The following is a 14772-nucleotide window of genomic DNA, read 5'->3' on the forward strand; positions in this document are numbered from 1 at the left end:
CGCTGACCCGGCGGCGTGTTTGCCGTTGTTCCGTGTCAGTGGTGGCGCATTATAGGGAGTTATTCCGGCCTGACAAGCGAAAAATATAAAAACTTTATCGTTCGCTCATTTTTCAGGCAAAACATCTTGAACATAGTCTTTTCCGTCTAATTTATAGACAAAAACGAGCCCCGAAGGACTCGTTTTATCATTACTGGACGGCGACAATCCTGTCTTCATTAACTTCCAGGCGAATAACTTTACCCGGAACCAATTCACCAGACAGTATTTGCTGTGCCAGCGGGTTTTCGATCTGCTGCTGGATAGCACGTTTCAGAGGACGTGCACCATAGACCGGATCGTAACCGTTCTCGCTCAGCAGTTTCAGCGCCTCGTCAGAAATGTGGATTTCATAACCACGTTCTTCCAGACGTTTGTACAGACGTTTCAACTGAATCTGCGCAATCGACGCAATGTGCTGTTCACCCAGCGGATGGAAGACCACCACTTCATCGATACGGTTAATGAATTCCGGACGGAAGTTATGGCTTACCACACCGAGTACCAGCTCTTTCATGTGCGCATAATCCAGTTCACCGAAGCGTTCCTGAATCAAATCGGAACCGAGGTTAGAGGTCATAATGACAACCGTATTACGGAAGTCGACCGTTCTCCCCTGCCCGTCAGTCAGACGCCCATCATCCAGTACCTGCAACAGAATGTTGAAGACATCCGGATGCGCTTTTTCCACTTCATCCAGCAGGATGACGGAATACGGACGACGACGCACCGCTTCGGTCAGGTAGCCACCTTCTTCATAACCGACATATCCCGGAGGCGCACCAACCAGACGAGACACCGAGTGTTTCTCCATAAACTCGGACATATCGATACGGACCATCGCCTCGTCGCTATCAAACATAAAGTTCGCCAGCGCCTTACAAAGCTCAGTTTTACCCACACCAGTTGGGCCAAGGAACAGGAATGAACCAATCGGGCGATTTGGATCCGCAAGCCCCGCACGGCTACGACGAATAGCGTTAGATACCGCATCAACCGCTTCGTTCTGACCAATAACGCGATGGTGCAGTTCTTGCTCCATACGCAGCAGTTTTTCGCGCTCGCTTTCCATCATGCGAGAAACCGGAATCCCCGTCCAACGCGCCAGCACTTCAGCAATTTCGGCGTCGGTCACTTTATTACGCAAGAGACGCATAGTTTTGCCTTCGAGCTGCGTTGCGGCTTCCAGTTGCTTTTCCAGTTCTGGAATTTTGCCATATTGCAGTTCAGACATCCGCGCCAGATCACCCACACGGCGAGCCTGTTCAATGGCGATTTTCGCCTGTTCCAGTTCCGCTTTAATGGTCTGCGTACCAGAAAGCGACGCTTTCTCAGCTTTCCACTCTTCTTCTAACTCGGAATACTGACGTTCTTTGTCACTCAGTTCTTCGTTGAGCATATCCAGGCGTTTTTTACTGGCTTCATCAGACTCTTTCATTAACGCCTGTTGTTCCAGTTTGAGCTGGATGATACGACGATCGAGTCGGTCGAGTTCCTCTGGTTTTGAGTCAATCTGCATACGAATGCTGGATGCTGCTTCATCGATCAGGTCGATGGCTTTATCCGGCAGCTGACGGTCCGCAATGTAGCGATGAGACAACGTCGCCGCTGCAACAATTGCCGGGTCAGTAATTTGCACATGGTGGTGCAGCTCGTAACGTTCTTTCAGGCCACGCAGAATAGCAATGGTGTCTTCCACGGTTGGCTCGGCAACAAACACTTTCTGGAAACGACGTTCCAGCGCAGCATCTTTTTCGATGTACTGGCGATATTCGTCCAGTGTCGTGGCACCTACGCAGTGCAATTCACCACGCGCCAGCGCCGGTTTCAGCATGTTGCCGGCGTCCATTGCGCCATCGGCTTTACCCGCACCGACCATGGTATGTAATTCGTCGATAAACAGGATGACGTTGCCTTCCTGTTTGGCGAGATCGTTAAGCACGCCTTTTAAACGTTCTTCAAACTCACCGCGATATTTCGCCCCAGCCACCAGCGCGCCCATATCCAGCGCCAGTACGCGGCGGCCTTTCAACCCTTCCGGCACTTCGCCATTGATAATACGCTGAGCCAGACCTTCAACGATGGCTGTTTTACCAACGCCTGGTTCACCAATCAGCACCGGGTTATTTTTAGTACGACGTTGCAGTACCTGAATGGTACGGCGAATTTCTTCATCACGGCCAATCACCGGATCGAGTTTGCCTTGTTCGGCTCGTTCGGTGAGGTCGATAGTGTATTTTTTCAAAGCCTGACGTTGGTCTTCAGCTCCTTGATCGTTCACGCTTTCACCTCCACGCATTTGTTCAATCGCTTGAGTAATGTTGGCGGTGGTCGCCCCTGCTGCTTTCAGGATGTCGGCCAGCGTGCCGCGAGACTCAAGTGCCGCCAGAACGAACAGTTCTGACGAGATAAAGTTATCACCACGTTTTTGCGCCAGCTTGTCGCAAAGATTAAGAACGCGCACCAGATCCTGTGAGGGCTGGACATCGCCACCAGTGCCTTCAACCTGCGGTAAACGATTTAATGCCTGATTGATATCTGTGCGCAACTGACCAGCATTGATGCCGGCGGATGTTAATAAAGGACTAACCGAACCCCCTTCCTGATTCAGCAGGGCGCTCATTAAATGAAGTGGTTCGATGAATTGGTTGTCGTGCCCGAGTGCAAGTGATTGGGCATCGGCAAGAGCAAGCTGGAATTTATTAGTAAGACGATCCAGACGCATAACTCCTCCCATAACGGATCAAAGTTGCTACTGGAGATTAAATGAGGTCATCCCTCAATTATTCAAGGTTATTGACCAGATTAATGTGAAAAGAAAATCACGCGTACCGGATCGTCTTGATTCTTTAGGTTATATCAGCCAAATGAAACTTGCCATACGACCAGTGGTCTTGTCGCGACGATAAGAGAAGAATGTCTCATTTTCCGTATATGTACAACGGTCGCCGCCGAAAATTTGCTCAACACCAACGTTCGCCAGACGCTGCCGGGCAAGCTGATAAATATCCGCCAAATATTTATCTCCATGCTGAATGAAAGCTGCACTCGCTTTGGCGTCTACTGCCATAAACGCCTCGCGAACCTCCGCTCCCACTTCAAACGCGCGTGGACCAATTGCCGGCCCTAACCAGGCGAGAATGTTTTCGGGATTATCAGCAAAACAGGAAACCGTCTCTTCCAGCACGCCTGCGCACAGTCCACGCCAGCCAGCATGAGCGGCGGCGACTTCCGTTCCCGCTCGATTGCAAAACAGCACAGGGAGGCAGTCAGCCGTCATCACGGCGCAAACCGTGCCGGGCGTATTGCTATAAGAGGCATCCGCTCGTTTTGAGGCATAAGGTTCGCCAGTAAGCTTAAGCACATCTTTGCCGTGTACCTGCTCAAGCCAGACCGGTTTTGAAGGCAAATTGCCCGCAGCAAAAAGTCGCTTACGATTTTCCTCGACGTGATCCGGGTTATCGCCACAATGGGCACCGAGGTTGAGCGAGTCATACGGCGGCAAGCTCACGCCGCCGATACGGGTAGAGCTACAGGCCGCAACACCTTTTGGCAGCGGCCACTGCGGGACAATCAGCTTACTCATAACCAGTCCACTTCATCCTTATGCTCTTCGAAATCGGCGCGCATCACCTCAATCAGCTCCACCATATCTTGTGGAATAGGCGCATGCCATTCCATTTCGATGCCGGAGATCGGGTGATAAAGACGCAGCATGGTTGCATGAAGCGCCTGGCGGTCAAACTTACGCAGCGTGGAGATAAACGCTTCCGAAGCACCTTTTGGCGGACGCGGACGGCCGCCATAAACCGGATCGCCCACCAGCGGATGAGTGATATGGGCCATATGCACGCGGATCTGGTGCGTACGTCCGGTTTCCAGACGCAACCGCAGACGCGTGTGCACACGGAAGTGTTCCATGATGCGATAGTGAGTGACCGCCGGTTTACCCATCGGATGCACCGCCATGTGAGTACGTTTGGTCGGGTGACGGCTGATTGGTTCATCTACTGTACCGCCAGCGGTCATATGACCAATTGCCACCGCTTCATACTCACGAGTAATTTCACGCCGTTGCAAAGATTCGACTAAACGCGTCTGAGCCGGAACGGTTTTTGCCACAACCATCAGGCCGGTGGTGTCTTTATCCAGACGATGGACGATGCCCGCACGCGGTACATCGGCAATGGGCGGATAATAATGAAGCAACGCATTCAGTACCGTGCCATCCGGGTTACCCGCGCCAGGATGTACCACCAGGTCGCGTGGTTTATTAATGACGATGATATCTTCATCTTCATAGACGATATCCAGCGGGATATCCTGCGGTTCAAAACGCGCTTCTTCTTCAATCTCAGCGTTGATGGCCACCTGCTCGCCACCCAATACTTTTTCTTTCGGCTTATCACAAACTTTGCCGTTAACCAGCACGCGCTGGTCGAGGATCCATTCTTTTATTCGCGAACGTGAATAATCCGGGAACATTTCGGCCAAAGCCTGATCTAAGCGTTGACCGAGTTGGTTTTCGGACACCGTTGCAGTGAGCTGTACTCGTTGTGCCATATATACTGCTTCTTCGTTTATCGTTGGGGTTTTACGGCTTTGCCGTTTAATATAGTGTGCTATTGTAGCTGGTCTTAACCGGGAGCAGGAACAGAGAATCTCCCGTATTACATTTTGAGGAAAGTCAAAACGTCATGACGCGCATGAAATATCTGGTGGCAGCCGCCACACTAAGCCTGTTTTTGGCGGGTTGCTCGGGGTCAAAGGAAGAAGTACCTGATAATCCGCCAAATGAAATTTACGCGACTGCACAACAAAAGCTGCAGGACGGTAACTGGAGACAGGCAATAACGCAACTGGAAGCGTTAGATAATCGCTATCCGTTTGGTCCGTATTCGCAGCAGGTGCAGCTGGATCTCATCTACGCCTACTATAAAAACGCCGATTTGCCGTTAGCACAGGCTGCCATCGATCGTTTTATTCGCCTTAACCCGACCCATCCGAATATCGATTATGTCATGTACATGCGTGGCCTGACCAATATGGCGCTGGATGACAGTGCGCTGCAAGGGTTCTTTGGCGTTGACCGTAGCGATCGCGATCCTCAACATGCACGAGCTGCGTTTAGTGACTTTTCCAAACTGGTGCGCGGCTATCCGAACAGTCAGTACACCACCGATGCCACCAAACGTCTGGTATTCCTGAAAGATCGTCTGGCGAAATATGAATACTCCGTTGCCGAGTATTATACAGAACGTGGTGCATGGGTTGCTGTCGTTAACCGCGTAGAAGGCATGTTGCGCGACTATCCGGATACCCAGGCTACGCGTGATGCGCTGCCGCTGATGGAAAATGCATACCGTCAGATGCAGATGAATGCGCAAGCTGAAAAAGTAGCGAAAATCATCGCCGCAAACAGCAGCAATACATAACAGAAACCTGAAACACAAAACGGCAGCCTTGAGCTGTAATGCCGATCAGTTAAGGATCAGTTGACCGATCCAGTGCCTGTGTAAGAATCCGGAAACGCTCACTCGTTTCCGGATTTTTTTTATGCTCATTGGACAGGCCCTTGATTTGGTATCCCGTTACGATTCTCTGCGTAACCCACTGACTTCTCTGGGGGGTTACCTCGACCCCGAACTCATCTCTCGTTGCCTTGCCGAATCAGGTACTGTAACGCTACGCAAGCGCCGTCTTCCCCTCGAAATGATGGTCTGGTGTATTGTTGGCATGGCGCTTGAGCGTAAAGAACCTCTTCACCAGATTGTGAATCGCCTGGACATCATGCTGCCGGGCAATCGCCCCTTCGTTGCCCCCAGTGCCGTTATTCAGGCCCGCCAGCGCCTGGGAAGTGAGGCTGTCCGCGCGTGTTCACGAAAACAGCGCAGCTCTGGCATAACGCCACGCCGCATCCGCACTGGTGCGGCCTGACCCTGCAGGCCATCGATGGTGTGTTCTGGCGCACACCGGATACACCAGAGAACGATGCAGACTTCCCCCGCCAGACACATGCCGGGAACCCGGCGCTCTACCCGCAGGTCAAAATGGTCTGCCAGATGGAACTGACCAGCCATCTGCTGACGTCGATGACGGACGCCATGCGCTTCACCGGGACGTATACCGGAGCTGATGCGCGATCTTGCAAGTATGGGACAACTTGTGAAATTACCGACAAGAAGGGAAAGGGCCTTCCCGAGAGTGGTAAAGGAGAGGCCCTGGAAATACCCCACAGCCCCGAAAAGAGCCAGTCAGTTGCTTAACTGACTGGCATTACAGCCTTGAGCTGCCGTTTTTTTATTCTGTTAGTTGTGAAACTGAAGCGATTTAGTCACTATCGATCTCATCAAATATGGCTCGCTTTGAGATATTCCTCAAGTAAAAAACACCTCTTCCTGCGATTTCTCACAAAAAAGATTCGTTGACAAAAAGTGACAAAATTATGAGATTTCCATCACACATTTTGACATCAGGAACGGTATGCTGAATTCACCAAGACGGGAAGACAAGAGGTAAAATTTATGACAATGAACATTACCAGCAAACAAATGGAAATTACTCCGGCCATCCGCCAACATGTCGCAGACCGTCTCGCCAAACTGGAAAAATGGCAAACACATCTGATTAATCCACATATCATTCTGTCCAAAGAGCCACAAGGTTTTGTTGCTGACGCCACAATCAATACTCCTAACGGCGTTCTGGTTGCCAGTGGTAAACATGAAGATATGTACACCGCAATTAACGAATTGATCAACAAGCTGGAACGGCAGCTCAATAAACTGCAGCACAAAGGCGAAGCTCGTCGTGCCGCAACATCGGTGAAAGACGCCAACTTCGTCGAAGAAGTTGAAGAAGAGTAGTCCTTTATATTGAGTGTATCGCCAACGCGCCTTCGGGCGCGTTTTTTGTTGACAGCGAGAAAACAGTACGGGTACTGTACTGAAGTCACCTAAGGAAACAAACATGAAACACACGCCGTTTTTCTTCGCATTCTTTTTTACCTTCCCCTGAATGGGAGGCGTTTCGTCGTGTGAAACAGAATGCGAAGACGAACAATAAGGCCTCCCAAACCGGGGGGCCTTTTTTATTGATAACAAAAAGGCAACACTATGACATCGGAAAACCCGTTACTGGCGCTGCGAGAGAAAATCAGCGCGCTGGATGAAAAATTATTAGCATTACTGGCAGAGCGGCGCAAACTGGCCGTCGAGGTGGGAAAAGCCAAACTGCTCTCTCATCGCCCGGTACGTGATATTGATCGCGAACGCGATTTGCTGGAAAGATTAATTACGCTCGGTAAAGCGCACCATCTGGACGCCCATTACATTACTCGCCTGTTCCAGCTCATCATTGAAGATTCCGTATTAACTCAGCAGGCACTGCTCCAGCAACATCTCAATAAAATTAATCCGCACTCAGCACGCATCGCTTTTCTCGGCCCCAAAGGCTCCTATTCACATCTTGCCGCTCGTCAGTACGCTGCGCGTCACTTTGAGCAATTCATTGAAAGTGGCTGCGCCAAATTTGCCGATATTTTTAATCAGGTGGAAACCGGCCAGGCCGACTATGCCGTCGTACCGATTGAAAATACCAGCTCCGGTGCCATAAACGACGTTTACGATCTGCTGCAACATACCAGTTTGTCGATTGTTGGCGAGATGACGTTAACTATCGATCATTGTTTGTTGGTCTCCGGCACTACTGATTTATCCACCATTAATACGGTCTACAGCCATCCGCAGCCATTCCAGCAATGCAGCAAATTCCTTAATCGTTATCCGCACTGGAAGATTGAATATACCGAAAGTACGTCTGCGGCAATGGAAAAGGTTGCACAGGCAAAATCACCGCATGTTGCTGCGTTGGGAAGCGAAGCTGGCGGCACTTTGTACGGTTTGCAGGTACTGGAGCATATTGAAGCGAATCAGCGCCAAAACTTCACCCGATTTGTGGTGTTGGCACGTAAAGCCATTAACGTTTCTGACCAGGTTCCGGCGAAAACGACGTTGTTAATGGCGACCGGACAACAAGCTGGTGCGCTGGTTGAAGCGTTGCTGGTACTGCGCAACCACAATCTGATTATGACCCGTCTGGAATCACGCCCGATTCACGGAAACCCGTGGGAAGAGATGTTTTATCTGGATATTCAGGCCAATCTGGAATCAGCGGAAATGCAACAGGCGTTGAAAGAGCTAGGTGAAATCACTCGCTCGATGAAAGTCCTGGGCTGTTACCCAAGCGAGAATGTGGTACCAGTCGATCCGGCATAATGAAATCGTGCCGGGTGAAACACGCCACCCGGCACTGGATTATTACTGGCGACTGTCATTCGCCTGACGCAATAACACGCGGCTTTCACTCTGAAAACGCTGTGCATAATCGCCGAACCAGTGCTCCACCTTGCGGAAACTGTCAATAAACGCCTGCTTATCGCCCTGCTCCAGCAACTCAATCGCCTCGCCGAAACGCTTATAGTAACGTTTGATTAACGCCAGATTACGCTCTGACGACATAATAATGTCGGCATACAGTTGCGGATCCTGGGCAAACAGTCGCCCAACCATCGCCAGCTCAAGGCGGTAAATCGGCGAAGAAAGCGCCAGAAGTTGATCAAGCTGAACATTTTCTTCTGCCAGGTGCAGCCCATAAGCAAAAGTAGCAAAGTGGCGCAGTGCCTGAATAAACGCCATATTCTGATCGTGCTCGACAGCGCTAATACGATGCAACCGAGCGCCCCAGACCTGAATTTGCTCCAGAAACCATTGGTATGCTTCCGGCTTACGTCCATCACACCAGACCACAACTTGTTTTGCCAGGCTACCGCTGTCCGGGCCGAACATCGGGTGTAACCCCAGCACCGGACCATCATGCGCCGCCAGCATGGCCTGTAATGGTCCATTTTTCACCGATGCCAGATCGACCAGAATACAATCTTTCGGTAAAGGCGGTAATTTGCCAATAACTTGTTCAGTAACGTGGATGGGCACACTAACAATCACCATTCCGGCATCGGCAACAATATCAGCCGCTCGATCCCAGTCATGTTGCTCCAGAATCCGCACATGATAACCCGAGAGTGCCAGCATCTTCTCGAACAGACGTCCCATCTGACCGCCACCACCGACGATAACCACCGGACGAAGAGACGGACAAAGCGTTTTAAATCCTTTGTCGTTTTCACTGGAGTAAGATTCACGCATCACCCGACGCAAAACATCCTCAATCAGATCTGGCGGTACACCCAGAGCTTCCGCCTCTGCACGCCGCGAGGCCAGCATAGATGCCTCGCGCTCCGGAACATAAATAGGCAGTCCAAAGCGGCTTTTCACCTCGCCAACTTCAGCAACCAGTTCCAGACGCTTCGCTAATAAATTCAGCAGCGCTTTATCGACTTCATCAATTTGATCGCGTAATGCGGTCAATTCAGCAACCATAATAAACCTCTTAAGCCACGCGAGCCGTCAGCTGCCCGTTCAGATCCTGATGAATTTCACGCAGCAAGGCATCGGTCATTTCCCAACTAATGCAGGCATCGGTTACGGATACACCGTATTTCATTTCACTGCGCGGTTGCTCGGAAGACTGATTGCCCTCGTGGATATTACTTTCGATCATCAGACCAATAATTGAGCGATTGCCATCTTTGATTTGAGCAACCACGGATTCTGCCACCGCAGGCTGACGGCGATAATCTTTATTGGAATTACCGTGGCTGCAATCTACCATCAGAGACGGGCGCAGTCCCGCCTGTTCCATCTCTTTTTCACATTGCGCAACATCCGCAGGGCTATAGTTCGGCGCTTTACCACCGCGCAGGATCACATGCCCGTCCGGATTCCCCTGAGTTTGTAGCAACGCAACCTGCCCTGCCTGGTTAATGCCAACAAAACGGTGCGGCTGGGCGGCGGCACGCATAGCGTTAATAGCCGTTGCAAGGCTGCCGTCGGTGCCGTTTTTAAAACCAACCGGCATGGAAAGCCCGGAGGCCATTTCACGGTGTGTCTGCGATTCCGTTGTACGAGCACCAATTGCTGACCAGCTAAACAGATCGCCCAGGTATTGCGGGCTATTAGGATCTAACGCTTCCGTCGCCAGTGGCAGTCCCATATTCACCAGCTCAAGCAGCAATTTACGCGCGATCTGCAGCCCGGCTTCTACATCAAAAGAGCCATCCATATGGGGATCGTTAATCAACCCTTTCCAACCGACAGTGGTACGGGGTTTTTCAAAATAGACGCGCATTACCAGATAGAGGCTATCGCTGACCTCTGCGGCAAGGGCTTTAAATCGACGAGCATATTCCAGAGCAGTTTCCGGATCATGAATGGAACAAGGACCACATACTACCAACAGACGAGGATCGCGCCCGGCGATAATATCTGAAATGGTTTTACGCGAGTCAGCAATCTGGGCTTCCTGTTGCAAGCTTAATGGAAAAGCGGCCTTCAGTTGTTCCGGAGTCATTAAAATTTGTTCGTCGGTAATATGTACGTTATTCAGCGCGTCTTTTTGCATGATGGCGATCCTGTTTATGCTCGTTTGCGATAGTTGATCCTCAGCGAGGATGACGTAACGATAACACATAAAGTAAAGTTTTCAATCCATATTTCGTACATTTTTCTTTACACAAGCAATTTGTTCGCGCTTTTAACCCTTGTTTGTGTATAAATAAATTTACACCGCCTTTGAAAACAATCCGCTATGCTTTGAAAAAGGAGAAAGAAATGATGAAAAAGTTTATCGCCCCCTTGTTGGCTTTACTGGTTAGCGGATGTCAGATTGATCCTTATACTCACGCGCCAACCTTGACCAGCACCGACTGGTATGATGTTGGTATGGAAGATGCGATATCGGGCAACGCCATAAAAGATGACGATGCATTTAGCGATTCACAGGCGGATCGCGGTCTATACCTTAAAGGATATGCCGAAGGACAAAAGAAAACTTGCCAGACCGATTTTACTTATGCCCGAGGACTTTCCGGTAAAAGCTTTCCTGCCAGCTGCAACAATGTTGAAAATGCCAGCCAACTGCATGAAGTATGGCAAAAAGGGGCTGATGAAAATGCCAGCACAATACGATTAAATTAATTAAACCCCCACAAATAAATTAAACATGAGATTCTACTCATTGTGTTTTATTTCTCAAATTGATGACGACCGCATGAAAGAATGATATTTTAATGAGCATTCTGAAAAAATATCGATGCATTTCGAGCGAAGATGGTGAGGATCCCTGAATGCGTTTTTCTCACCGACTGTTCTTACTGCTGATTCTCCTGCTGACGGGAGCACCAATACTCGCTCAGGAACCTTCTGACGTTGCGAAAAACGTGCGTATGATGGTTTCCGGTATTGTCAGTTACACCCGCTGGCCCGTGCTATCAGGGCCACCAAAGTTATGTATCTTTTCATCTTCACGTTTTAGTACCGCCCTACAAGAGAATGCCGCGACATCTTTGCCTTATTTGCCTGTCATCATTCACACTCAACAAGAGGCGATGATTTCAGGCTGCAATGGTTTTTATTTTGGCAAGGAGTCACCGACATTCCAGATGGAATTAACCGAACAATATCCGTCAAAGGCGTTATTATTGATTGCCGAACAAAATACCGATTGCATTATTGGTAGCGCCTTTTGTCTGATCATCCACAATAATGACGTCAGATTTGCCGTAAACCTGGATGCCTTATCGCGTAGCGGTGTAAAGGTCAACCCGGATGTCTTAATGCTCGCACGGAAGAAAAATGATGGATAACGATAATTCTCTTAATAAGCGCCCCACGTTTAAAAGAGCATTACGCAACATCAGCATGACCAGCATATTTATCACTATGATGCTGATCTGGTTGCTGCTTTCCGTGACCTCGGTGCTGACCCTGAAACAGTACGCGCAAAAAAACCTGGCACTGACAGCAGCAACAATGACTTACAGTCTGGAAGCAGCGGTCGTTTTTGCCGATGGCCCTGCAGCAACTCAAACACTGGCAGCGCTGGGGAAGCAAGGGCAATTTTCAACTGCAGAAGTGCGTGATAAGCAGCAAAATATTCTGGCATCCTGGCATTACACCCGTAAGGATCCAGGCGATACTTTCAGCAATTTCATAAGCCACTGGCTCTTCCCTGCCCCCATCACTCAGCCGATTCGTCACAATGGTGAAACCATTGGCGAAGTACGCTTAACCGCTCGCGACAGCTCGATCAGCCATTTTATCTGGTTTTCGCTCGCTGTCCTGACCGGTTGTATTCTGCTGGCATCAGGCATCGCAATTACCCTCACCCGCCATTTGCACAATGGCCTGGTGGAAGCGCTGAAAAATATCACCGATGTCGTACATGATGTGCGTTCCAACCGCAATTTTTCCCGACGAGTTTCGGAAGAACGTATCGCTGAGTTTCACCGCTTCGCTCTCGACTTCAACAGTCTGCTGGATGAAATGGAAGAGTGGCAGCTTCGCTTACAGGCTAAAAATGCGCAGCTGCTACGTACCGCGCTACATGACCCATTAACCGGGCTGGCGAACCGGGCTGCGTTTCGTAGCGGCATCAACACGTTGATGAGCAGTTCCGACGCCCGAAAAACGTCGGCGTTACTATTTCTTGATGGCGATAATTTCAAATATATCAATGATACCTGGGGTCATGCGACGGGCGATCGTGTCTTGATTGAGGTAGCAAAACGGTTAGCTGAATTTGGCGGGCTGCAACATAAAGCATACCGCATAGGCGGCGATGAATTTGCGATGGTCCTCTTTGGTGTACAATCGGAATCCGAAGTACAGCGGATTTGCTCAGCACTGACACAAATCTTTAATCGCCCGTTTGATCTTCATAATGGTCATCAGACCACCATGACATTAAGCATTGGTTACGCGATGACCATTGAGCATGCCTCTGCGGAAAAATTACAAGAGCTGGCCGATCACAATATGTATCAGGCCAAACACCAGCGTGCCGAAAAGCTGGTGAGATAACAAGGATATATCGATATGATAAAGCACCTGGTAGCACCCCTGATTTTCACCTCGCTAGTACTGACTGGCTGCCAGTCCCCTCAGGGAAAGTTTACTCCTGAGCAAGTTGCCGCTATGCAATCTTATGGATTTACTGAATCCGCCGGCGACTGGTCGCTGGGATTATCAGATGCCATTCTGTTCGCAAAAAATGACTACAAATTGCTCCCGGAAAGCCAGCAACAGATCCAAACCATGGCAGCCAAATTGGCCTCGACAGGGCTAACGCATGCCCGTATGGATGGACACACCGACAACTATGGTGAAGACAGTTACAACGAAGCCTTATCATTGAAACGGGCGAATGTTGTGGCCGATGCATGGGCTATAGGTGGACAAATTCCGCGCAGCAACCTCACCACACAGGGTTTAGGAAAAAAATATCCCATCGCCAGTAACAAGACCGCTCAGGGCAGAGCCGAGAACCGCCGCGTCGCAGTGGTGATTACTACACCTTAAAACACGATCAAACAGATAAAAAAAGGGCCAGCCAATTGGCCAGCCCTTCTTAACAGGATGTCGCTTAAGCGAAATCTTAGTTAAGACGCTCTTTGATACGAGCAGCCTTACCAGTACGCTCACGCAGGTAGTACAGTTTAGCTTTACGAACAGCACCACGACGTTTGACAGAAATGCTGTCAACTACCGGAGAGTGAGTCTGGAAGACACGCTCAACGCCTTCGCCGTTGGAAATTTTACGAACAGTGAATGCAGAGTGCAGACCGCGGTTACGAATAGCGATAACCACGCCCTCGAATGCCTGCAGACGTTTTTTGGAACCTTCAACAACCCATACTTTCACTTCCACGGTATCACCCGGACGGAAGGAAGGTACGTCCTGCTTCATCTGCTCTTGTTCAAGTTGCTTAATAATGTTGCTCATAATTTAATCTCTTATCCTGGGTAAACTGATATCTCGGGGGCTTACGCCATCCCATCATGTTTATGTTGCTGTTGTGCGTGTTCCGTTTTGAACTCCGCCAGCAACCTTGCTTGCTCTTCAGTCAGAGCCAGGTTTTCCAGAAGTTCAGGTCTTCTAAGCCAGGTACGGCCCAGCGACTGTTTCAAACGCCAGCGACGTATCTCAGCATGGTTGCCCGACAGTAACACTGACGGAACCTCCATCCCTTCTAACACCTCAGGCCGCGTATAGTGCGGGCAATCCAGCAATCCTTCAGCAAAGGAGTCTTCCGTTGCCGAAGCTTCATGTCCCAGTACTCCCGGAATAAACCGGGAAACAGAGTCAATCAGCGTCATTGCTGGTAACTCACCACCACTGAGAACGTAATCGCCGATTGACCATTCTTCGTCAATTTCGGTTTGGATCACGCGCTCATCTATACCTTCGTAGCGACCGCACACCAGAATCAATTTTTGATTCGTTGCCAGTTCGCTGACGCCTGCTTGATCAAGCTTGCGCCCCTGCGGTGACAGATAAATCACCTTTGCGCCTTCACCCGCCGCGGCTTTTGCTGCATGAATGGCGTCCCGTAAAGGTTGCACCATCATTAACATCCCCGGTCCGCCGCCGTAAGGACGATCGTCCACGGTACGGTGCCGGTCATGCGTGAAGTCACGAGGACTCCAGCTCTGGATGCTCAGCAGGCCATTTTTAACTGCCCGGCCAGTTACCCCGTAATCGGTAATTGCGCGGAACATTTCAGGAAACAGGCTAATTATGCCAATCCACATAGCGCCGTCTTTTACCGTTTAT

General features: G+C 50.0%; 15 protein-coding genes, 1 pseudogene and 1 other annotated feature. Of the genes and pseudogenes, 9 read left to right on the forward strand and 7 right to left on the reverse strand.

Annotated elements, in window-relative coordinates; translation table 11 throughout:
- Positions 1–190: 190 nt before the first annotated feature.
- The 3 genes from clpB to rluD form a co-directional block, all read right to left on the reverse strand.
- Complete coding sequence (gene clpB, locus FQ015_RS15235; protein WP_002431841.1) at positions 191–2764, reverse strand: ATP-dependent chaperone ClpB; 2574 nt, start codon at positions 2762–2764, stop codon at positions 191–193.
- 129 nt (positions 2765–2893) lie between these two features.
- Positions 2894–3625, reverse strand: a complete 732-nt coding sequence (gene yfiH, locus FQ015_RS15240; protein WP_000040132.1) for a purine nucleoside phosphorylase YfiH — start codon at positions 3623–3625, stop codon at positions 2894–2896.
- On the reverse strand, positions 3622–4602 hold the full coding sequence (gene rluD, locus FQ015_RS15245) for a 23S rRNA pseudouridine(1911/1915/1917) synthase RluD (RefSeq protein WP_000079112.1): 981 nt from the start codon (positions 4600–4602) through the stop codon (positions 3622–3624). Before rluD ends, yfiH begins: the two co-directional genes overlap by 4 nt.
- A 134-nt stretch (positions 4603–4736) precedes the next feature.
- Here rluD and bamD point away from each other — a divergent pair, with 134 nt between their 5' ends.
- The 5 genes and pseudogenes from bamD to pheA all read left to right on the forward strand — a co-directional run bounded on the left by bamD (position 4737) and on the right by pheA (position 8315).
- Positions 4737–5474 carry an outer membrane protein assembly factor BamD gene (gene bamD / locus FQ015_RS15250; RefSeq protein ID WP_000197686.1) on the forward strand — a complete coding sequence of 246 codons (738 nt, stop codon included), beginning with the start codon at positions 4737–4739 and terminating at the stop codon, positions 5472–5474.
- A 121-nt stretch (positions 5475–5595) separates the two neighbouring features.
- Positions 5596–6309, forward strand: a pseudogene (locus FQ015_RS15255) (IS4 family transposase).
- Between the two features lie 254 nt (positions 6310–6563).
- The gene (gene raiA, locus FQ015_RS15260; RefSeq protein ID WP_000178456.1) at positions 6564–6905 is read left to right on the forward strand and encodes a ribosome-associated translation inhibitor RaiA; all 342 of its coding nucleotides are present in this window, start codon (positions 6564–6566) and stop codon (positions 6903–6905) included.
- Between the two features lie 102 nt (positions 6906–7007).
- Positions 7008–7133: a sequence feature (Phe leader region), on the forward strand.
- Positions 7009–7056 carry a pheA operon leader peptide PheL gene (pheL, locus tag FQ015_RS15265; protein ID WP_001386991.1) on the forward strand — a complete coding sequence of 16 codons (48 nt, stop codon included), beginning with the start codon at positions 7009–7011 and terminating at the stop codon, positions 7054–7056. (Overlaps the previous feature by 48 nt.)
- Before the next feature lie 21 nt (positions 7134–7154).
- Positions 7155–8315 carry a bifunctional chorismate mutase/prephenate dehydratase gene (gene pheA, locus FQ015_RS15270; protein ID WP_160524235.1) on the forward strand — a complete coding sequence of 387 codons (1161 nt, stop codon included), beginning with the start codon at positions 7155–7157 and terminating at the stop codon, positions 8313–8315.
- A gap of 42 nt (positions 8316–8357) precedes the next feature.
- On the opposite strand, the gene tyrA is transcribed toward pheA, so the two are convergent.
- Both tyrA and aroF read right to left on the reverse strand, forming a co-directional pair.
- Positions 8358–9479 carry a bifunctional chorismate mutase/prephenate dehydrogenase gene (tyrA, locus tag FQ015_RS15275; RefSeq protein ID WP_160524236.1) on the reverse strand — a complete coding sequence of 374 codons (1122 nt, stop codon included), beginning with the start codon at positions 9477–9479 and terminating at the stop codon, positions 8358–8360.
- Positions 9480–9489: 10 nt separating this feature from the next.
- Positions 9490–10560, reverse strand: coding sequence for a 3-deoxy-7-phosphoheptulonate synthase AroF (gene aroF, locus FQ015_RS15280; RefSeq protein WP_074517646.1), 1071 nt, complete (start codon positions 10558–10560; stop codon positions 9490–9492).
- Between the two features lie 209 nt (positions 10561–10769).
- On the opposite strand from aroF, the gene FQ015_RS15285 reads away from it, so the two are divergent.
- From FQ015_RS15285 to FQ015_RS15300, 4 genes are all read left to right on the forward strand, one after another.
- Positions 10770–11135, forward strand: coding sequence for a DUF2799 domain-containing protein (locus FQ015_RS15285; RefSeq protein WP_001353010.1), 366 nt, complete (start codon positions 10770–10772; stop codon positions 11133–11135).
- 149 nt (positions 11136–11284) lie between these two features.
- Complete coding sequence (locus FQ015_RS15290) at positions 11285–11803, forward strand: YfiR family protein (RefSeq protein ID WP_001212403.1); 519 nt, start codon at positions 11285–11287, stop codon at positions 11801–11803.
- The gene (gene dgcN / locus FQ015_RS15295; RefSeq protein WP_000969055.1) at positions 11793–13019 is read left to right on the forward strand and encodes a diguanylate cyclase DgcN; all 1227 of its coding nucleotides are present in this window, start codon (positions 11793–11795) and stop codon (positions 13017–13019) included. Before FQ015_RS15290 ends, dgcN begins: the two co-directional genes overlap by 11 nt.
- A 15-nt stretch (positions 13020–13034) precedes the next feature.
- Positions 13035–13517: an OmpA family protein gene (locus tag FQ015_RS15300; protein WP_039021299.1), complete on the forward strand. Its 483-nt coding sequence runs from the start codon at positions 13035–13037 to the stop codon at positions 13515–13517.
- A gap of 76 nt (positions 13518–13593) precedes the next feature.
- Here FQ015_RS15300 and rplS read toward each other — a convergent pair whose 3' ends face one another.
- Entirely contained in the window at positions 13594–13941 is a 348-nt protein-coding gene (gene rplS / locus FQ015_RS15305) for a 50S ribosomal protein L19 (protein ID WP_000065253.1), read from the reverse strand.
- A gap of 41 nt (positions 13942–13982) precedes the next feature.
- Positions 13983–14750 carry a tRNA (guanosine(37)-N1)-methyltransferase TrmD gene (gene trmD / locus FQ015_RS15310; protein ID WP_000264781.1) on the reverse strand — a complete coding sequence of 256 codons (768 nt, stop codon included), beginning with the start codon at positions 14748–14750 and terminating at the stop codon, positions 13983–13985.
- Positions 14751–14772 lie beyond the last annotated feature (22 nt).

It is taken from the genome of Escherichia sp. HH26CH (genome assembly GCF_009820205.1).
GTDB classification, from domain to species: Bacteria; Pseudomonadota; Gammaproteobacteria; order Enterobacterales; family Enterobacteriaceae; genus Escherichia; species Escherichia coli_F.